This is a genomic window from Amycolatopsis sp. NPDC059235 (assembly GCF_042754125.1).
GTDB lineage: Bacteria > Actinomycetota > Actinomycetes > Mycobacteriales > Pseudonocardiaceae > Amycolatopsis > Amycolatopsis albidoflava.
The window spans coordinates 1-18,280 of record NZ_JBHZAG010000081.1 but is presented as its reverse complement, the minus strand read 5'-3'; the positions used below and the strand labels follow the sequence as shown (position 1 = coordinate 18,280).

General features: G+C 68.7%; 19 protein-coding genes. 8 read left to right on the top strand and 11 right to left on the bottom strand.

Annotated elements, in window-relative coordinates; all coding sequences use genetic code 11:
• The first annotated feature begins 51 nt into the window (after positions 1-51).
• On the top strand, positions 52-399 hold the full coding sequence (locus ACFXI3_RS36780) for a ClpX C4-type zinc finger protein (RefSeq protein ID WP_378405907.1): 348 nt from the start codon (positions 52-54) through the stop codon (positions 397-399).
• A 133-nt stretch (positions 400-532) separates the two neighbouring features.
• Here the strand turns inward: ACFXI3_RS36780 and ACFXI3_RS36775 are convergent, their stop codons facing one another.
• Positions 533-727, bottom strand: coding sequence for a PspC domain-containing protein (locus ACFXI3_RS36775; RefSeq protein ID WP_344288589.1), 195 nt, complete (start codon positions 725-727; stop codon positions 533-535).
• Between the two features lie 701 nt (positions 728-1,428).
• Here ACFXI3_RS36775 and ACFXI3_RS36770 point away from each other — a divergent pair.
• Complete coding sequence (locus tag ACFXI3_RS36770; protein WP_378405905.1) at positions 1,429-2,340, top strand: hypothetical protein; 912 nt, start codon at positions 1,429-1,431, stop codon at positions 2,338-2,340.
• 65 nt (positions 2,341-2,405) lie between these two features.
• Here ACFXI3_RS36770 and ACFXI3_RS36765 read toward each other — a convergent pair whose 3' ends face one another.
• The 6 genes from ACFXI3_RS36765 to ACFXI3_RS36740 form a co-directional block, all read right to left on the bottom strand.
• Positions 2,406-3,581, bottom strand: a complete 1,176-nt coding sequence (locus tag ACFXI3_RS36765) for a sn-glycerol-3-phosphate ABC transporter ATP-binding protein UgpC (RefSeq protein WP_344288593.1) — start codon at positions 3,579-3,581, stop codon at positions 2,406-2,408.
• 3 nt (positions 3,582-3,584) lie between these two features.
• Positions 3,585-4,427 (bottom strand): carbohydrate ABC transporter permease, encoded by an 843-nt coding sequence (locus ACFXI3_RS36760; protein WP_344288595.1) that lies wholly within the window; start codon positions 4,425-4,427, stop codon positions 3,585-3,587.
• The gene (locus ACFXI3_RS36755) at positions 4,427-5,374 is read right to left on the bottom strand and encodes a carbohydrate ABC transporter permease (RefSeq protein ID WP_370940263.1); all 948 of its coding nucleotides are present in this window, start codon (positions 5,372-5,374) and stop codon (positions 4,427-4,429) included. Before ACFXI3_RS36755 ends, ACFXI3_RS36760 begins: the two co-directional genes overlap by 1 nt.
• Positions 5,371-6,690, bottom strand: coding sequence for an ABC transporter substrate-binding protein (locus ACFXI3_RS36750; RefSeq protein WP_344288598.1), 1,320 nt, complete (start codon positions 6,688-6,690; stop codon positions 5,371-5,373). Before ACFXI3_RS36750 ends, ACFXI3_RS36755 begins: the two co-directional genes overlap by 4 nt.
• A gap of 248 nt (positions 6,691-6,938) precedes the next feature.
• Positions 6,939-7,466 carry a general stress protein gene (locus ACFXI3_RS36745; protein ID WP_344288909.1) on the bottom strand — a complete coding sequence of 176 codons (528 nt, stop codon included), beginning with the start codon at positions 7,464-7,466 and terminating at the stop codon, positions 6,939-6,941.
• Positions 7,467-7,544: 78 nt separating this feature from the next.
• Positions 7,545-8,735 carry an acyl-CoA dehydrogenase family protein gene (locus ACFXI3_RS36740; RefSeq protein WP_378405902.1) on the bottom strand — a complete coding sequence of 397 codons (1,191 nt, stop codon included), beginning with the start codon at positions 8,733-8,735 and terminating at the stop codon, positions 7,545-7,547.
• A gap of 169 nt (positions 8,736-8,904) precedes the next feature.
• Here ACFXI3_RS36740 and ACFXI3_RS36735 point away from each other — a divergent pair, with 169 nt between their 5' ends.
• The gene (locus ACFXI3_RS36735; protein WP_378405900.1) at positions 8,905-9,249 is read left to right on the top strand and encodes a DUF4190 domain-containing protein; all 345 of its coding nucleotides are present in this window, start codon (positions 8,905-8,907) and stop codon (positions 9,247-9,249) included.
• Between the two features lie 58 nt (positions 9,250-9,307).
• Positions 9,308-9,901: a DUF4190 domain-containing protein gene (locus ACFXI3_RS36730; protein WP_378405898.1), complete on the top strand. Its 594-nt coding sequence runs from the start codon at positions 9,308-9,310 to the stop codon at positions 9,899-9,901.
• Here the strand turns inward: ACFXI3_RS36730 and ACFXI3_RS36725 are convergent.
• Positions 9,886-10,782 carry a slipin family protein gene (locus tag ACFXI3_RS36725; RefSeq protein WP_378405896.1) on the bottom strand — a complete coding sequence of 299 codons (897 nt, stop codon included), beginning with the start codon at positions 10,780-10,782 and terminating at the stop codon, positions 9,886-9,888. The two genes, ACFXI3_RS36730 and ACFXI3_RS36725, sit on opposite strands and share 16 nt — an antisense overlap.
• 95 nt (positions 10,783-10,877) lie before the next feature.
• Between ACFXI3_RS36725 and ACFXI3_RS36720 the strand changes: the two genes are divergently transcribed.
• From ACFXI3_RS36720 to ACFXI3_RS36705, 4 genes are read left to right on the top strand one after another with little or no spacing between them, the layout of a single operon-like run.
• Entirely contained in the window at positions 10,878-11,783 is a 906-nt protein-coding gene (locus ACFXI3_RS36720) for an aminoglycoside phosphotransferase family protein (protein ID WP_378405894.1), read from the top strand.
• A 57-nt stretch (positions 11,784-11,840) separates the two neighbouring features.
• Positions 11,841-13,151: a magnesium transporter MgtE N-terminal domain-containing protein gene (locus tag ACFXI3_RS36715; protein WP_344288608.1), complete on the top strand. Its 1,311-nt coding sequence runs from the start codon at positions 11,841-11,843 to the stop codon at positions 13,149-13,151.
• Positions 13,144-13,641 (top strand): DUF1003 domain-containing protein, encoded by a 498-nt coding sequence (locus tag ACFXI3_RS36710; RefSeq protein ID WP_344288610.1) that lies wholly within the window; start codon positions 13,144-13,146, stop codon positions 13,639-13,641. Before ACFXI3_RS36715 ends, ACFXI3_RS36710 begins: the two co-directional genes overlap by 8 nt.
• A gap of 25 nt (positions 13,642-13,666) precedes the next feature.
• Complete coding sequence (locus ACFXI3_RS36705; RefSeq protein ID WP_378405892.1) at positions 13,667-14,812, top strand: Mrp/NBP35 family ATP-binding protein; 1,146 nt, start codon at positions 13,667-13,669, stop codon at positions 14,810-14,812.
• A 58-nt stretch (positions 14,813-14,870) separates the two neighbouring features.
• Here the strand turns inward: ACFXI3_RS36705 and ACFXI3_RS36700 are convergent, their stop codons facing one another.
• The 3 genes from ACFXI3_RS36700 to ACFXI3_RS36690 form a co-directional block, all read right to left on the bottom strand.
• On the bottom strand, positions 14,871-15,374 hold the full coding sequence (locus ACFXI3_RS36700; RefSeq protein WP_378405890.1) for a hypothetical protein: 504 nt from the start codon (positions 15,372-15,374) through the stop codon (positions 14,871-14,873).
• Positions 15,375-15,554: 180 nt separating this feature from the next.
• On the bottom strand, positions 15,555-15,983 hold the full coding sequence (gene tatB / locus ACFXI3_RS36695) for a Sec-independent protein translocase protein TatB (RefSeq protein WP_344288616.1): 429 nt from the start codon (positions 15,981-15,983) through the stop codon (positions 15,555-15,557).
• 200 nt (positions 15,984-16,183) lie between these two features.
• A complete protein-coding gene (locus tag ACFXI3_RS36690) occupies positions 16,184-17,716 on the bottom strand; it encodes a trypsin-like peptidase domain-containing protein (protein WP_344288618.1) in 1,533 nt (510 codons plus the stop codon).
• Positions 17,717-18,280: the final 564 nt, after the last annotated feature.

The following is an 18,280-nucleotide window of genomic DNA, read 5'->3' as shown; positions in this document are numbered from 1 at the left end:
TGTCAGGCTGACCCTGACGTGTCAGGCTATCCCTGACACTGGGAGGTTGTGATGTCTTCGTACTGCTCGTTCTGCCTGAAACCAGCCGACGAGGTGGCCAAACTGATCGCCGGCTCCGGCGTCTACATCTGCGACGGCTGTGTCGGACTGTGCGGCCAGATCCTGGCCGGGGAACACGAGCCCGGGACGCCCGAGGTGACGCTGTGGGAGCGGAAAACGGATGAGGAAATCCTGGAGAGCATCCCGCGGATGGCGAAGGTCAGCGCGCAGACGGACGCGCGGATCCAGGAGCAGGTGGATTTGCTGCGCACGCGCGGAGTGGCGTGGGCGAGGATCGGCGAGGCGCTCGGCGTGACGCGGCAATCGGCGTGGGAGCGGTTTTCCGCCGAGCGGAAATGAGACTGGCCCCCTCCCGTTTGGTGGCGGAAGAGGGCCGATCGATCTCAATGGCTTTTGCGGGCTTTGCGGCGGCCCGATCTGGGCCGATCAGTCGTCGCGTGCGGCCGCCCCCTCAGACGGCGCGCCCAGCGGGTCAGTCGCTGGGGATGATGGCCCACAGGATCAGGTATCCGATGAACTGCGGCCCCGGCAGCAGGCACGAGACCAGCGCGAGCACCCGGATCTTGCCCGGCGTGGTCCCGAAGCGACGGGCCAGCCCAGCGCAGACGCCGCCGATCATGCGCCCCTCCCGCGGCCGGCTCAGCCGGTGAGTGACAGGTGCGGTCATCGTGTTCCCCTCCCGTTTGGGTTCGTACCTCTATGTCACCACGTGCGGGGCCGGGGCACATCGCTCCGCGGGACGATCCGGACCCCTAAGGGGATGGGGTCCGGGAGTGGGGAGGAATCGGGGTCGGGGTGGGAACTCGCAGCTCAGCGCACTTCTTGGGGCAGGAATCGAGGGCGGGTCGGGCGCGTCCGCCGCGCCCCAACGCCGCATTGGGTGCGTCAGATGCACCCAATGCCACATTGGGGCGCGGCGGACGCCGCCCGGGCAAAGCCGCGCGGCGTGGAATCCGCGTATCGCCCGGTCGGCCGACCGCAGCCCGGTCACTCGCCACCGAGCGGCAGGTGCAACCACTCGCCGGATCGGCCCAGGTGCCCGCTGGCAACCCACCCGCCGACCGAATGCCTGCCAACAACCCCACGAACCCGCATCACCCGAGTCCCGCCGACAACCCACTCGCCAGACCGACCTAGGCGCCCGCCGCCAACCCGCCGGTCAACCGAATGCCCGCCAACCACCCCACGCACCCACCCCACCCGAGCCCCGCCAACAACCCACGAGCCAGACCACCGAGCCTGTCCGCCGAAACCCGCTCCCCCGTTTGCCCACCCAGAACCTCCCCCACCAGCGGTGATGACACAGCGAAGTGTGGGATTTCCCGGCGGGGGCTGGATTTTTCGCCACTCACGGTGATACTGCACCCCGTGCGTAACCCACTCGGAGTCCTCGCGGTCGGCTGTTCGGTGCTTCTCGCCGCGTGTGTCGGATGTTCCGCGGAGTCTGCCCCGGCGGAGCAGGCGCAGTCGCAGTCCACGCCGGTGCCGCTCAGCGCGATCGCGGCGCTCGGGGACTTCGCCACGCTCGATTACTGCAGTCTCCTCGACCCGAAGCGGCTCAAGAACGCCACCGCGGACACGCCCGATTCCTCGTTCACCGCTTGCCAGGCGGACTTCGTCCAGGCCGGGCGACCGAGGACCGTCAGTGTCGGGCCGCTCGCGGCTGATCGCGATCCCACCATCAAGGCTTACGACTACGCGGGCAAGGTGCCAGACGGCGTTTCCGTGCAGCAGGCCGGTTTCGTGCCCGACCGGACGTGCGGGCGGGCGATCACGTTCGCCGACGGGGTTCGGCTGGCCGTTTCCATCACCGACCGAGACGATCGCGGCAGTGCCGAGGAGCGGTGCGCCGCGGCGGACGACGTTGTCGGCGGGGTGCTCGACGCGGTGACCGGCAATCGGGTGCGGCATCCGCAGTTGCCGGATCGGTCCTGGGGCCGGGTGGATTCCTGCGCGATTCTCAGCGGGTCCGGCGCGCAGGGCGGCGACGCGACGGCGGGGATCGCCGGGCATTCCTGCATTCTCGACAAGGTGAGCCTGGAGTTCGCGGTGGTGCGGCAGGCTCCGGCGGGGCCGTCGGAAACGCTCGGCAACCGGATGGCCCGCGTGGCCGCCGACGGGGCGTTCTGCCGGGTCCGGACGGTGCAGCCCTCCCCTGCTACCCCGGGACGCGCGGAGCAGGCGACCGTAAGCGTGGTCGACACCAGCGGTGCGGGCGGGGACGCGGCTTGTCCGGCCGCGCGCACCGCTGCCGCGACGGTCTTCTCGCGAATCCCCTAAACGTCCGTGAAGGGCTCCTTGAAGGAATCTGATTCCCTCAAGGAGCCCTTCACGGACCGGTCAGCTCAGTCGGAGTAGGTGAGGTTTCGGCCGTTGGACGGGTCGAAGAGCTTCACCTTGTCCGCGTCGAACGAGATCTGCAGGTCCTGGTTCTCCGCGGCGGCCGATTCCGCCGACAGCCGGGCCACGATCAGCGATTCCGCGCCGGGGACGTCGGCCGAACCGCTGTCCGCGGCCAGTTCCGCCAGGTCGGCCGAGCTGGCGACGCCGCCGTCCACGGTGAAGTGCGCGAACTTCTCCGAACCCATCGACTCCAGGACGTCCACGTGCGCGGTGAACGTCGCGCCCTCCCGGCCCGGTTCGGCCAGGGCGGCGTCCTCGAAGTGCTCCGGGCGGATGCCCATGATCACCTCGCGCGGGGCGTTCGCTGCCTCGGCCATCCGGCGGATCCGGTCGGTGAGCGGGGTGGTGCCCAGCGAACTGCGCAGCTGGCCGTCTTCGAGCGTCGCGGGGACGAAGTTCATCGACGGCGAGCCGATGAACCCGGCCACGAACAGGTTCGCCGGGTTGTCGTAAAGGAACTGCGGCGAACCGATCTGCTGCACGTACCCGGCCCGCAGCACCACGACGCGGTCGCCGAGGGTCATCGCCTCGGTCTGGTCGTGCGTGACGTACAGCGTGGTCGTGCCCAGCTGCTTCTGGATTTTCGACACCGACGTCCGCATCTGGCCGCGGAGCTTGGCGTCCAAGTTGGACAGTGGCTCGTCCATCAGGAACGCCTTCGGGTTGCGGACGATCGCCCTGCCCATCGCCACCCGCTGCCGCTGCCCGCCGGACAGGTTGGCCGGTTTGCGGTCCAGATGCTGGGTCAGGTCGAGGATCGTCGCCGCTTCCTCCACTTTGGACCGGACGATCTTGTCGTCCACTTTGGCCAGCCGCAGCGGGAACGCCATGTTCTCCCGCACGCTCATGTGCGGGTACAGCGCGTACGACTGGAACACCATCGCGATGTCCCGGTCCTTCGGAGCCTTCTCGTTGACCCGCTTGCCGTCGATGCGCAGTTCGCCCGAGGAGATGTCCTCCAGCCCGGCGACCATGTTGAGCGTGGTCGACTTCCCGCAGCCGGACGGGCCGACCAGGATGATGAACTCGCCGTCGGCGATCGTGATGTCCACTTCGGACACCGCGAGCGCGCCGTCGGGATAACGCTTGGAAACTTTGTCGAGAACGATCTCAGCCATGGGTCAGCCCTTCACCGCACCGGACGTCAGCCCCGCCACGATGCGACGCTGGAAGAACAACACGAACAGGATGATCGGCACCGTGATCACGACCGCGGCCGCGCACACCTGGCCGGTCGGGTCCTCGAACTGCGAAGACCCGGTGAAGAACGACAACGCGGCCGGCACCGTGCGCGACGCCTCGGTGGACGTCAGCGAGATGGCGAACAGGAAGTCGTTCCAGCAGAGGATGAACACCAGGATCGCCGTGGTGAACACGCCCGGCGCGGCCAGCGGCGCGATCACCTTCCGGAATGCCTGGGCCGGCGTCGCGCCGTCCATTTTCGCCGCCTTTTCCAGCTCCCACGGGATTTCCCGGAAGAACGCGGACAGCGTGTAGATCGACAGCGGCAGCGCGAACGTGATGTAGGGCAGGATCAGCCCCGGCCAGGTGTCGAACAGCCCGAGCCCGCGTTCGATGTTGAACAGCGGGGTGACCAGCGAGACCTGCGGGAACATCGCGATCAGCAGGGAAAGCCCCACCAGCAGCTGTTTCCCGGGGAAATCCAGCCGGGCGATCGCGTACGCCGCCATCGTGCCCAGCACCACGGCGATCACCGTGGAGATCACCGCGATGCCGATCGAGTTCACCAGCGCGCGCAGGAACTCCGTGGTCTGGAAAATGTCCGCGTAGTTCTTGAGCGTCCATTCCACCGGGATGAAATTGCCGTCGGTGAGCGTCGCTTTCGTCTTGAACGACAGCGAAAGCACCCACAGCACCGGGACGATCGCGAACACCAGCACCAGGATGTCCAGCAGGCCCCAGCCGACTTTGCGGCCCGTCGTGGCCGCACCTCCGATAGCCATCAGCGCTTCCCCCCGTCGTCCGTGCCGGGCGCGGCGGTGCCGAAGACCTTGATGAAGAGGAACGCGATGATCGCCACCGTGATGAAGATCAGCACCGCCATGGTGGAGCCGATCCCGAGGTTGAGCCCCTTGACCAGGTTGTCGTAGGTCTGCATGGACACCGATCCGGTGTCCTGCGCGCCGCCGGTGAGCACGTAAATGTTGTCGAAAATGCGGAACGCGTCGAGCGTGCGGAACAACAGCGCGACGAGGATCGCCGGTTTCATCACCGGCAGCATCACCTTGGTGAACCGCTGCCACGCGGTCGCGCCGTCCATCGCCGCGGCCTTCAGCAGGTCGTCGGGCACCAGCGCCAGCCCGGCCATCAGCAGCAGCGCCATGAACGGCGTCGTCTTCCACACCTCGGCGAGAATGATGATGAACAGCGACGGCCACTGGTCAGTCAGCGGCGCGACGCCCTCGCCCAGCGCATTGGCCAAGTACCCGGTTTTGGGCGTCCACGCGAAATACCACGAGAACGCGGCCACCACGGTCACGATGCCGTACGGGATCAGCGCGACGGTGCGCACCAGTCCCCGGCCGACGAGTGTGCGGTGCATGATCAGCGCGAGCCCCATGCCGAGCACGAATTCGATCGCCACCGATACGACGGTGAGGAACATCGTGGTGCCGAACGCGGTCCACCAGTAGGAATTGGTGAGCACCGCGGCGTAATTGGAGAAGCCGATGAACTCGTGCTGCGACGGGAATCGCAGGTCGTAACGCTGCAGCGAAAGCCAGACCGAGTAGATGATCGGGTATCCGGTCACCGCGATCATCACGATGAAGGCGGGCGCGCACAGCCAGAGCCCGAGCCGCCGTTCCGCCTTCTTGCCCTCGGAAAGCGCCGGCTTTCCCTTGCGGTGCGCCGCTTCTTGCGTGGTGGCGGCGGGATCCTGGACGGTCACGGGATCACTCCCTTCGACTGGAGCGCGTCATCGAGCTGTTCCCGCATTTTCTGCGCGGTCGCCTGCGGATCGATCGCCGACGGCGGGGAGATGATTTTCGACATCACCGTGGACAGGTTCTGGTACACCGGAGTGAGCGGCCGGACCGCGGCGGTTTTCAGCGCCGACAGAATGGCGTCGCGCATCGGGTACTTCTGGGCCATGTTCGGGTTGTCCGCCGACACCGGCTTGCCCGGGTCCACCGGCACGTCGTCGTGGTACACCGACTCGATCGTCGGCGGCACCCCGTCGTTGATCGCGGACACCTTCTGGTTTTCCTTGCTGCGCAAGCACAACGCCGCTTCGTACGCCTCGGGCTTGTGCTGCGAGTAGGAGCTCACCGCGAGGTCGAACCCGCCGATCGTGCTCTTCGACGGAATGCCCGCCTTCGCCTGCGGATACACCGCCCACTTGAAGTGCGACAGGTCCTGCGGCTTTTCCTCGGCGTAGGAGGCGTAAACGAACGGCCAGTTCAGCTCGAACGCGGCGCCGCCGCTCTGGAACGTCCGCCGGACGTCGTCCTCCTTCTGGTTCGTCAGCGACGGGTCGGTGATCCCCGACGACGTGACCTTCTTCAGCAGTTCCAGCGCCTGCACCGCGCCCTCGTCCATCACGACGGATTTCCCGTCGTCGGACAGGATGTGCCCGCCGAGCGATTCGACCAGCGTGTTGTAGATGACCACCAGGCCCTCGTACTGCGCGCCGGTGAACACGACGGAATACGGTTTGTGCTGGCTCTTGAGCTGCTGCGACATCTGCATCATCTCGTCCCACGTCTTCGGCGGGGTCGGGGTGATGCGGTCGTCGTACCAGAGCAATTGCACGTTGGTGTTCTTCGGCGCGGCGTAGAGTTTTCCTTGGTACGTCGCGGTTTCCAGCGGGCCCTGCAGCACGCCCTCGGACGCGGCCGTCTTGTTCTGCCCGGTCCACTCGTCGACCCAGCCCGCCTCGGCGAACTCCGAGACCCAGGTGACGTCGAGGCCGAGCACGTCCATCGACGTGTCGCCCGCGGCGAGCCGGCGAGCCATCTGGATCCGCTGGTCGTCCGAACCGCGCTGCAGCTTGTTGTAGACGATCCGGTACCGCCCGGCGGCGGCCTTGTTGCAGTTGTCGACGACCGTCTGGAAATGGTCCTCCGGGGAGTAGTAGACGTTGATCGTCGTCCCGGAAGCCGTTCCGCAGCCTGCCGCCAGGCCGCTGGTCAGCATGCCCGCGGCGAGCAGTGCCCCCGCGCGGGTAGGTCCTCGTTTCTTTCCGCTGGGCCGTTTCTTCCCCATCCAAGCCTCCTCGCCGTGTGCACACGGTGCCTTTCGACACCGCCCCCAGACAGCACGCCGCGACGAGGCGGACCCGAGCCAGCACCCCGACGTGCCAGTTGCCGGCAGGCCGCGCTGGAGGACACGACCGGCCAACCGGTGTCGGACAACCTATGCCCGGGGATCACCCGTCGCAAGCAGGGTCGGTAACGATTCAGCCAGGTGCGCGCGAACCATCGGAAAGACGGGTGAAAAAGTCCCGTGGGTATTTACGCCGTGGCGGGCGGCGGGCGCAACGCCAGCTTGGCGAGCAACTCGCGGCCCTGCTCCGCGCTGCGCGGCTGGCACAGCACGTCGTACCGGCCGGCGACGAGCTGGCTCGCCGACGAGAAATCCCTGCGCCCGCGCGAGGTGCGGTACCCGATCGCCGAGAAAGCCAGGCCGGACAGGACACCGAGCACCAGCCCGGTCAGCAGCTGCAGGGTGAACCCGCCCTGGTTGACGAACATCCCCAGCAGCAGCCCGGCGAACAGGCCGAACCACGCGCCCGACATCGCGCCCGCGGCGAGCACCCGGCCCCACGACAGCCGTCCGATGACGCGTTCGACCAGCATCAGGTCGACGCCGACGATCGTCACGTCGGTGACCGCGAACTCGCTTTCCGCCAGGAAATCGACCGCCTGCTGCGCCTCGCCGTAGGTCGTGTACGACCCGATCGGCCAGCCGGTGGGCGGGGTCGGGAGCCGCGGAAGCCCGGCCGCGCCCTGGCCGCCACCAAAGGGACTGCTCACCATCATCACCTGCGCACTCGTCCGGTCCGAGGGCTCTATCTTGTCAAGAACCGGCGGAGCGCGCGAACTCCGGCGAGACGCGGGTCAGGCTTTGTAGTCCCGCAGCAGGCCGCGGCTGATGATGGTTTTCTGGATTTCGCTGGTGCCCTCGCCGATCAGCAGGAACGGGGCCTCGCGCATGAGCCGCTCGATCTCGTATTCCTTGGAGTAGCCGTAACCGCCGTGGATCCGGAACGCTTCCTGGGTCACCTCGGCGCAGTACTCGCTGGCGATCAGCTTCGCCATCCCGGCCTCGACGTCGTTGCGGGCGCCGGAATCCTTCAGCCGGGCCGCGTTGACCATCATCAGGTGCGCGGCCTCGACCTTGGTCGCCATCTCCGCGAGCTTGAACGCGATCGCCTGGTGCTGCGCGATCGGCTTGCCGAAGGTGGTGCGCTGCTGGGCGTAAGCGATCGCCAGCTCGAACGACCGGATCGCGATCCCGCAGGCGCGCGCCGCGACGTTCACGCGGCCGACCTCGACACCGTCCATCATGTACGAGAAGCCCTTGCCCGGAGCCTCGCCCAGGACCTTGTCGGCACCGATCTTGAAGCCGTCGAACACCGCTTCGGTGGTGTCGACGCCCTTGTATCCCATTTTGTCGATCTTGCCCGGGATCGTCAGCCCCGGAAGCACCTCGCCGAACCCGGACGGCTTCTCGACCAGGAACGTCGTGAGGTTCTGATGCGCCTTCTCCGCGCCCTCGTCGGTCTTCACCAGCAGCGCGATCAGGTTCGAGGAACCGCCGTTGGTCAGCCACATCTTCGCGCCGTCGATGACGTAGTCGTCGCCCTCGCGCTTGGCGCGGGTCTTGATCGCCGCGACGTCCGAGCCAAGGTCCGGCTCCGACATCGAGAACGAGCCGCGGACCTCGCCGGTCGCCATCCGGGGCAGGAAGTGCTGCTTCTGCTCCGGCGTCCCATGCTGCTTGATCATGTGCGCCACGATGAAGTGCGTGTTGATCACGCCGGACACGCTCATCCAGCCGCGCGCGATCTCCTCGACCACCAGCGCGTAGGTGAGCAGCGATTCGCCGAGGCCGCCGTACTCCTCGGGGATGGTGAGCCCGAACAGGCCCATCTCCTTCATGCCCTCGACGATCTCCGCCGGGTACTCGTCGGCGTGCTCCAGCGCCTGCGCGTGCGGGATGATCTCCTTGTCCACGAACGACCGCACCGTGGACAGAATCTCCTGCTGCACATCGGTCAGGCCGGCGGTCCGGGCGAGACGGGCCATGAGCTCAGCTCCTCACTGCGGGCGACGCCGGCTCCCGGCGCTGGGGTTACCGGGGAGTATGACTGGTTCGCGCCCGAGCGGCTATGAGGGTGCTCACGCCGGGCCCCGGTTTCCCCCGTTAAGGTGCGGATAAGGTGCTGATCCACCCGAAACCGCGAAAAGGATCCCGATGAGCGAGGCCAGCGACGACCGGGACGAGCCCGCCGGCCGCGACGGCTACACGCACCCGTCGTACGAGCACCAGCCCTATCCCCCGCGAGGCCCGCAGCCGGGCGCGGGGCTCGCACTCGGCTCGCTGGTGTGCTCGATCGCCGGGTTCGTGGTGTGCGCGCCGATGGCCATCGCCGGGATCGTGATGGGGCACATCGCGTTCTACCGGGCCCGGCGCGGCCGCGGCACCGGCGGCGCGCTGGCGGTCGCCGGGTTCGTGATCGGCTATGCCGCGCTGATCGTCTGGAGCATCGTGCTCCCGCTGGTCGTGCACGCGCTGGTCCAGTCCGGAGTTTTCGGCTGATGCCGCCGCGATTCCCGGTAGCGTCGTCCTTCGAACCCGGCACCTCGAGGGAGCCCCGATGACCACTCCGTCCGACCGCGAACCGGCGTCGTACGAACCGCCGCCGACCGCGGACCCCGCTCCGTACGAGCCGCCGGCCACCGCCGACCCCACGCCGTACGAGGCCCCGGCGGACGCCGTCCCGTCCACTTCGGAGGCCGACCCGCTGGTTCCCCCGCCAGGCTGGACCGCGCCCGACCCCGGCCCGGTCGCGCAGCTGCCCGGCGACCAACCGGCTCCCGCGGCACCACCGCCCGCGTCGCCGTATCCCGTTGCGCCGCAACCGGATCCGTTCGCGCCGCCGCCCGCGTACCACGCCTTCCCGGCTCCGCCGCCGTACGGCGCGCCCTACCAGCCGTACGCGAACAACACCGACACCGGCCTCGCGACCGGCGCGCTGGTGTGCTCGCTGCTCGGCCTGGCGACCTGCGTTCTCGCGGTCCCCGGGCTCGCGATGGGGCACGTCGCGCTGTCCAAGGCCAGCCGCAACGAAGCGGGCGGACGCACCATGGCGCTCTCAGCCGTCGTGCTCGGCTACGTCGCGGTCGCGCTGTGGGTCGGCTTCTTCGTGACGCTGGTGGTCCTCGGCATGAACGGCTACCTCGACCGCTGATCCGGCACGTCGCTCGCCTCGACCTCGGGCTCGGGTGGGGCGACCTGCCCGTTGCTGACCGGCTCCGGAGACTCCACTGACTCCGCCGACGTCCGCGGCTCCGGGGGTTTCGCGGCCGGTTTCGCCGGAGGATCGGTCCGCGCGTCCAGGAACCGCAGCAGTTCCACCGGGAACGGCAGCACCAGCGTCGAGTTCTTCTCCGCCGACACCTGCACCACCGTCTCCAGCAGCCGCAACTGCAGCGCCGCCGGGGTGTCCGCCATCGTCGCGGCGGCCTGGGCGAGCTTGTGCGAGGCCTGCAGTTCGCCGTCCGCGGAGATCACCCTGGCGCGGCGTTCGCGTTCGGCCTCGGCCTGGCGCGACATCGAGCGCTTCATCGACTCCGGCAGCGCGACGTCCTTGATCTCCACCCGGTCGATGTGGATGCCCCAGTCCAGCGCCGGGCTGTCGATCATCAACTCGAGGCCCTCGTTGAGCCGTTCGCGGTTCGACAGCAGGTCGTCGAGGTCGCTCTTGCCGATGATGGACCGCAGCGACGTCTGCGCGACCTGACCGATCGCCGACCGGTAGTCCTGCACGTGGACCGCCGCCAGCACCGGGTCGACCACCTTGAAGTACACGACCGCGTCCACCCGGACCGTGACGTTGTCGCGGGTGATGCCGTCTTGTGCGGGCACCGGCAGCGTCACGACCTGCATGTTCACCTTCTGCATGCGGTCGGCGATCGGCAGCAGCAGCGCGAGCCCGGGGTCGCGGACCTCCGAGCGCACCCGGCCGAAACGGAACACCAGCCCGCGTTCGTACTGCTTCACCACGCGCACCGCGGAAGCGAGCCACACCCCGCCCGCGACGACCACCGCGCTGACAATCTCGACGATCATGGCAGCTCCCGGGTTCGCCAAACCCTTTGTCCACCCACTGTACGCGCGGAAGACGACCCCGGAAACGGCTTGCGCGGCCGACCAGGATGGGCGTTGTGACCGTTTTGGAAATCCCGCCCGCCTTCGCTGAACGCGCCCCCAAGGTGCTCGGCCCGGAAGCCGTCCCGTGGCTCGCGTCGCTGCCCTCGCTCGCGCAGCGGTACGCCCGGAAGTGGGAGCTGGAGTTCGAGGACACCGCCCGGCACGGCTACGTCGGCGTGGTCCAGCCCGCCCGGCGCGCGGACGGCTCCCGGGTGGTGCTCAAACTCGGCTGGGTGGAAGAGGAATCGCGCCACGAACCGCTCGCACTGTCCACATGGGCCGGTCGAGGATCGGTGCTGCTGCACGAGTCCGTGCCCGAGGACGGCGCGATGCTGCTGGAGCGGCTCGACGACAGCCGGACGCTGGATGACGAACCGCTGCTGCCCGCCGTCGAGATCATGAGCGAACTGGCCCGGCGGCTCGCCGTGCCCGCGCCCGCCGAACTGACCCGCACGCTGTCCGGCATCGCCGAGGAACTGCTCGAAGAACTGCCCAAGTCCTGGCGGGAACTGGGCGAACCGCTCCCCCGCCGCGAACTGGACGCCGCGCTGGCGGTCTGCCGCGATCTCGGCCCGGAATCAGGCAACGCGCTGGTGAACGAGGACCTGCATTACGAGAACGTGCTGTCCGGCACCCGCGAACCGTGGCTGGTGATCGACCCGAAGCCGCTCGCCGGCGACCTCGAATACGGCGCGCTTTCGTTGCTGTGGAACCGGTTCAGCGAATCCACACTGGACTCGAAGCTCGCCGCGAGCGGTCTGGACCGCGACCGCGCCAAGGCGTGGACGCTCGTCCGGGCGGTGCAGAACCGGCTGTGGCACGCCCAGGATCTGGTCGATTTCGGCGGTTTGGCCGAGGACGACGACGGCCCGTCCGCGCAGGAGCTGCCCGCGCTGACCCGATGGGCGCTGCTTAGCTGAGAATTCGCCGAGTCGCGGCACGAGCGCTCGCCGACGGCAGCCGATAGTGTCGGCGCCATGGCAGGCACAAACCGGGTTTACGCAGCACAGCTCGCCGGTCTGCCGGTATTCGGGCCCGACGGGGAATCGATCGGCAAGGTCCGCGACGTCGTCGCTGGCCTGCGGCTCGACCAGCAGCCGCCGCGGATCCTCGGCATGGTCGTGGAGCTGGCGACCCGGCGGCGGGTGTTCGTCCCCATGCTGCGGGTCACCTCGATCGAACCGAACGCCGTGACGCTCGCCACTGGTTCGGTCAACATGCGGCATTTCCACCAGCGGCCCAACGAGGTCCTGGTGTGCGGGCAGCTTCTCGACGCGCACGCGACGCTCACCGGCGCGGAAACGCGGGTGACGGTGGTCGACGCGGCGATGGAGCCGACCCGCACGCGGGACTGGGTGCTGGCGAAGCTCGCCGTCCGCGAGCGCTCGACCCGGCTGGCGCTGGGCCGCCGGCGCGCCGCGATGCAGGTGCTGCCGTGGAACGAGGTCGCCGGCCTCGGGCTCACCGACCTGGCCGGACAGCCCCAAGGCGCGGGCCAGCTGCTGATGCTGTTCGACACGATGCGCGCGGTCGACGTCGCCGCGACCCTGCGCGACCTGCCGATCAAGCGCCGCCACGAGGTCGCCGACGCGATGGACGACGAGCGGCTCGCGGACGTCATCGAGGAACTTCCCGAGGACGACCAGAAGGAACTGCTGGCCTACCTCGCCGAGGAACGCGCCGCGGACATCCTCGAGGCGATGAACCCGGACGACGCCGCCGACCTGCTCGCCGAACTCGCGCCCGCCGAGCAGAGCCGGCTGCTGGAACTGATGGAGCCGGAGGAATCCGCGCCGGTCAAACGGTTGCTGGCGTATTCGTCGGACACCGCGGGCGGTCTGATGACGCCGGAGCCGGTGGTGCTGACGCCGGACGCGACGATCGCCGAGGCGCTGGCACACATCCGCAACGCCGAACTCCCCGCCGCGCTCGCCAGCATGGTGTTCGTGTGCCGTCCGCCGACCGAAACGCCGACCGGCCGGTTCGTCGGCGTCGTGCATTTCCAGCGGCTGCTGCGCGAACCGCCCGCGGAGCTGGTGGCGAGCGCGGTGGACACCGACCTCACCGCGCTGCGCCCGGAGGCGACGCTGTCCGAGGTCACCCGGTATTTCGCGGCGTACAACCTGGCGTGCGGCCCGGTCGTCGACGCCGAAGACCACCTGCTCGGCGCCGTCACCGTCGACGACGTGCTCGACCACCTGCTGCCCGACGACTGGCGCGAAACCGGACTGCACGACGTCACTGATGGCGCCGACGGCGCCGATCTAGAGGAGGCCGAACGTGCCTGAACTCGGTTCCGGCCGCAGGCTCGACCAGCCGCGCGGCCAGGCCCGGCTGCGGCTGAACATCGACCCGGACACCTTCGGCCGGTTCACCGAGCGGATCGCGCGGTTCCTCGGCACCGGGAAGTACCTGTTCTGGCAGACGCTCATCGTGGTCGTCTGGATCGTGCTGAACCTGGTCGCGGTGTCGATGCAGTGGGACCCGTACCCGTTCATCCTGCTCAACCTGGCGTTCTCGACGCAGGCCGCGTACGCCGCGCCGCTGATCCTGCTCGCGCAGAACCGCCAGGACGACCGGGACCGCGTGTCGCTGGAGGAGGACCGCACGCGCGCCGCGCAGACCAAGGCGGACACCGAGTACCTCGCCCGCGAACTGGCGGCGCTGCGGCTGGCGGTCGGCGAGGTCGCGACCCGCGACTACCTGCGCGGCGAGCTCGACCGGCTCCGCGACGATCTCGACGTGGACTCCAAGCCGCGCAAGGCCAAGCAAAGCTGAACTGGGCAGTACGTACGATGGAAGCGTGACTGGTACACAGCAGCTCCCCAGCGTCGACGACGTCCGCACCGCGCTGAAGGACGTGTACGACCCGGAAATCAAGAAACCGATCACCGACCTCGGCATGGTCAAGGACGTGGCGGTCGGCGACGACGGGGTGGTCGACGTCGGGATTTACCTCACGGTGGCGGGCTGTCCGCTGAAGGCGACGCTGACCGCGGACACGAAGAAGGCCGTCTCGAAGCTCCCCGGCGTCGCCGACGTGCGGGTCGAGCTGGACGTGATGAGCGACGAGCAGCGCACTGAGCTGCGCAAATCGCTGCGCGGCGACGCGGCGGAGCCGGTGATCCCGTTCGCGCAGCCGGGTTCGATGACGCGGGTCTACTGCGTGGCGTCCGGCAAGGGCGGCGTCGGCAAGTCGTCGGTGACGGTGAACCTGGCCGTGGCGATGGCCGAGCGCGGGCTGTCGGTCGGCGTGGTGGACGCGGACATCTACGGCCACTCGGTGCCGCGCATGCTGGGCGCGCGGGAGAAGCCGACCAAGGTCGACACGATGATCATGCCGCCGCAGGCGCACGGCGTGAAGGTGATCTCGATCGGCATGTTCACGCCGGGCAACACCCCGGTCGTGTGGCGCGGCCCGATGCTGCACCGCGCGCTGCAGCAGTTCCTGGCCGACGTGTTCTGGGGCGACCTGGACATCCTGCTGCTGGACCTGCCGCCGGGCACCGGCGACATCGCGATTTCGGTGGCGCAGCTGATCCCGAACGCGGAAATCCTCGTGGTGACCACGCCGCAGCAGGCCGCCGCCGAGGTGGCCGAGCGCGCGGGCGCGATCGCGATGCAGACGCGGCAGCGCGTGGCGGGCGTGATCGAGAACATGTCGTGGCTGGAAACCCCGACCGGCGAACGCATCGAGGTCTTCGGCGCGGGCGGCGGCCAGACGGTGGCGGATTCGCTGTCGAAGTCGGTGGGCTCGACGGTGCCGCTGCTGGGCCAGGTCCCGCTGGACCCGCGCCTGCGCGAACAGGGCGACGAGGGCACCCCCATCGTGCTGTCCGATCCGGATTCCCCGGCGTCGCTGGTGCTGAAGGACGCGGCGAAGCAGCTGTCGGTCCGGGCGCGTGGTTTGGCCGGGATGATGCTGAACGTGAGCCCTGCCGGTCGCTGATTTTGGACAGCGAAAGAGGCGTGCACCCTTTCTCGGGTGCACGCCTCTTTTGTTGTGCTTAGGAGGCGTGCACCGTCACCAGGAGGGCACCGGACTCGCGGAGCGTCACCTTGGTGTCGCCCGGCTTCGTCACCGTCCAGTCGATGTCCTCGGGCTTCTTCGCGGACACGTCGGCCGACTTGTCCGGCAGGTCCTGGACGTCGATGTTCTGCGACTGGTCGGACGTCACCTTGATCTTCACCTTGTTGCCGACCTTGACGTCGACGACCCCGGCCGGCGGCGTGACCTTCCCGCCCTGGTAGGCGACGGTGACCAGCACGTCGACGCCCGCCTCGCCGGTCTGCGCGCCGCGCTTGACGTTCGGCTGCTCACCGGTGGCACTGCCGTTCTCGCTCGCCGGGGCACTCGACGGAGCCACCGATCCGGACGGCATCGCCGGGGCGGGCACCGAGGTGTAGGTGGCGGGCGCTTTGGTGCTGGGCTCGTCGTCGGCACTGCACCCGGCGACGGCGAAGGCGGCCGCAGCGATCGTTCCGGCCAGCGCAGCCGCACGGCGTGACATATCGGGAACCTCCAGGGTCGGTTGAGCTGATGCCCTGAGGCTACCCAGCCTGATCAGCGCGTCGCGCGTCGGCTTGGCCAGTCGGTTTCGCACCGGGATTGCCGCGTACCGAGCGGCCTCCAGCGCGCCGGTCGTGAGTGGCGAGCACGGTTCTCTCACCGGGATCGCCGCGCACGAGGATCAGGTGGCGTCCGGATCCACCGGCGGACGCTCGCCGGGCTTCAACGGCTCCGGCTGCGGCAACGCGGTCTGCGGCTTGATCGTCGGAGCCCCGCTCGACCCGTTCCCGTTCCCGTTGCCGTTCAGCTCGTTCTTGAACCCGTTCAACCCCAGCGGATCCGAGTCCCCGTCGAACAAATGCTGCGTGACAACCCGCTTCGGGTCGAGATTGCGCAGGCCGCGCAGATCTTCGAGGGGTTTGCGCAGCTGGTCGAACTCCGGGCCCATCTCCTCGCGCAGCTGCTCGCGCGCGCCGGTCGCGAAGTCGCGGGCCTTGCGGACGCTCTTCGCCATCCAGGCCGCCGCTTCGGGCAGCCGTTCGGGTCCGAGGATGAAAAGCCCCGCGATGATGAGCACGAGGATCTCGCCCCAGCCGACACTGTCGAACACCCGTGAAACCTCCGCTCGGTGCTGCCCCGCCCAAGACTACCCGGGCCGTTTCGCGTCCCGGCAGGCCCGAACGTCGCACGGCAGCTACTGTGCCGATCGTTACTAACCCGACCACAGCCACGGCCGAATGGCTTCGCGGCGACGGTCACGTGCCGCGCGGGGGGTCGGCCTACTTTTGGCCGGATTAGTAAGAACGGGTGTCAGTCCGACCCGAGCGTGACGTCCACCACGAGCAGCGCGCCGTCGCGGGCCAGCTGCACCGGAACGACCTGGCCGGGGTCGTGGCTGCGCACCGCGACGGTCATCTCGGCGGAGTCGCGCACGACGTGGTCGCCGATCTTGGTGATCACGTCGCCTTCCTTGATCCCCGCGCCCGCGGCCGGCCCGCCCGGGGCGACGTTGCGCACCTGCGCGCCCATCGTCGACGAACCGGCGACCGTCGACGCCGAGTTGATCCCGATGTCGGCGTGCTTGACCTTGCCGTCCTTGATCAGCGCCTTGGCGATCTTGATGGCGTAGTCGCTGGGAATGGCGAACCCGATGCCGATGCTGCCGCCGTCGGAGCTGGACGAGCGGATCGCGGAGTTGATCCCGACCAGCGCGCCCCTCGAGTCGACGAGCGCCCCGCCCGAGTTGCCGTGGTTGATCGCGGCGTCGGTCTGGATGGCGGAGTAGGTGACCGGAGCCGCCCCGTTGTCGCCGCCCGCGGTGACCGGCCGGTCGAGCGCGCTGACGATGCCGGAGGTGATCGAGTTCTGCAGCGCCAGCGGCGACCCGACCGCGATCACCGCGTCCCCGACCTGCAGATCGGAGGACTTGCCGACCTGCATCACGACCGGGTTCGACACGTTGACCTTCACCACGGCGAGGTCGGTTTTCTGATCCGCGCCCACGACCTTGGCCTCGGTGCGAGTCCCGTCGTTGAACACCGCGGTGACCTTCGTGGCCGCGTCGCCGACCGCGGTCGCGACCACGTGCTCGTTGGTGAGGATGTATCCCTGCGGGTCGATCACCACGCCGGAACCCTGCTCGCCGCTGTCCGCCCCGGGCTTGACCACCTCAAGCGAAACCACCGCAGGCGCCACCCGCCGCGCGATGTCCGCGAGCGACCCCGGAGGCCGCTCCTTGGCCGCCTCCGCCTCGGAAATCGTGGCACTGCCGGTCAGCGAGGACCCGGTGTCCGCGACCCACCAGCCGACCAGCCCGCCCACCGCGCCGATCACCAACGCGACCACGCCGAGCAACGCCAACGCCTTCGGCTGCACCCGCCGCCCGAACAACACCTCAGGCAAGCTCAACTGCGCACCGCTGGGCAGCTTCGGCTTCTCGCCCTCGTCCTCCTCCGGGACCACCGCGGGCCCGGCCAGCACGGCCCCAGCCGCCGGATCCCGCCAAGGATCGCTGGTATCAGTCCACAACGGATCTTCCGCGGCGCCGTTCTCCCCGGAAGCCTCAAGCGGCCGCTGCAACCGCACACCCTCAGCCCCCGCAGGCCTGCTGAACGCCTCCGCGAGAGACTCGGGCGTCGGCGGCGCGAGACTGAGCTTCTGCTGCCCATTCCCGTTGGGCGGCGGGGTGTAAAGCTTGTCGAAGGCCCCCTCAACCCCGTGCGGACGCCCGAAGACAGCCGCCTGCTGCTGATCCACCGCAGGCCGCTCAAGCGGCCGAGGACCCAGCCGGTCCGTTCCCACGGCACCAGACTGGTCAGAATGAGCGTTCGGCTGGTCGGTCATCATTCCCCGGGAAGCGGTTCAGTAAGGCTTGGTGGACGATACCCAAGCCTAGGGAGAGTCTGCCCAGACCGCAGTGAAATGGCTGTTGCCTGCTCCTCCTCGCGCACGCACTCCCGCCCCCCACCCTGCCGAACTTCCGTGAGGGGAACCCTCACGGACTCAGAGTCCCTCAGGGTTCCCCTCACGCCCGCCGCAGTCCGCGAGAGACCCCTTCTTCACAGCCCACCCGCTCGCTCACCCGCCGCCGCCATGCGCCCCAATGCCACATTGGGTGCATCCCACGCACCCAACGCCACATTCGGCTCGCCCCACGCACCCAATGCCACACTCGGCTCGCCCCACGCACCCAATGCGGCATTCGGTGCGTCGCATGCACCCAACGCCACGTTCGGTGCGCCACATGCACCCAATGCCACATTGGGGGCGCAAGCCCCGGCCACTCACCAACCGCAGCCGATGCACCCACCCGTCAAGGCAGCCACACCCCCCGCACCCCGATACGAAGCCAAAAACACGGCGCGGGGGTGGGAGTGAAATGGTAATTTAAGCCGAGGAAAAGACACC

Coding starts and splice junctions, on each gene's coding strand:
- ACFXI3_RS36740 (WP_378405902.1), bottom strand. CDS start 8,735: ATGGCCCGTCTCGCCCGGACCGCCGGCCTGACCGATGTGCAGCAGGAG.
- ACFXI3_RS36750 (WP_344288598.1), bottom strand. CDS start 6,690: ATGGGGAAGAAACGGCCCAGCGGAAAGAAACGAGGACCTACCCGCGCG.
- ACFXI3_RS36700 (WP_378405890.1), bottom strand. CDS start 15,374: ATGTCACGCCGTGCGGCTGCGCTGGCCGGAACGATCGCTGCGGCCGCC.
- ACFXI3_RS36780 (WP_378405907.1), top strand. CDS start 52: ATGTCTTCGTACTGCTCGTTCTGCCTGAAACCAGCCGACGAGGTGGCC.
- ACFXI3_RS36715 (WP_344288608.1), top strand. CDS start 11,841: ATGGCAGGCACAAACCGGGTTTACGCAGCACAGCTCGCCGGTCTGCCG.
- ACFXI3_RS36760 (WP_344288595.1), bottom strand. CDS start 4,427: ATGGCTATCGGAGGTGCGGCCACGACGGGCCGCAAAGTCGGCTGGGGC.
- ACFXI3_RS36730 (WP_378405898.1), top strand. CDS start 9,308: ATGACCACTCCGTCCGACCGCGAACCGGCGTCGTACGAACCGCCGCCG.
- ACFXI3_RS36765 (WP_344288593.1), bottom strand. CDS start 3,581: ATGGCTGAGATCGTTCTCGACAAAGTTTCCAAGCGTTATCCCGACGGC.
- ACFXI3_RS36725 (WP_378405896.1), bottom strand. CDS start 10,782: ATGATCGTCGAGATTGTCAGCGCGGTGGTCGTCGCGGGCGGGGTGTGG.
- ACFXI3_RS36775 (WP_344288589.1), bottom strand. CDS start 727: ATGACCGCACCTGTCACTCACCGGCTGAGCCGGCCGCGGGAGGGGCGC.
- ACFXI3_RS36745 (WP_344288909.1), bottom strand. CDS start 7,466: ATGATGGTGAGCAGTCCCTTTGGTGGCGGCCAGGGCGCGGCCGGGCTT.
- ACFXI3_RS36735 (WP_378405900.1), top strand. CDS start 8,905: ATGAGCGAGGCCAGCGACGACCGGGACGAGCCCGCCGGCCGCGACGGC.
- ACFXI3_RS36690 (WP_344288618.1), bottom strand. CDS start 17,716: ATGACCGACCAGCCGAACGCTCATTCTGACCAGTCTGGTGCCGTGGGA.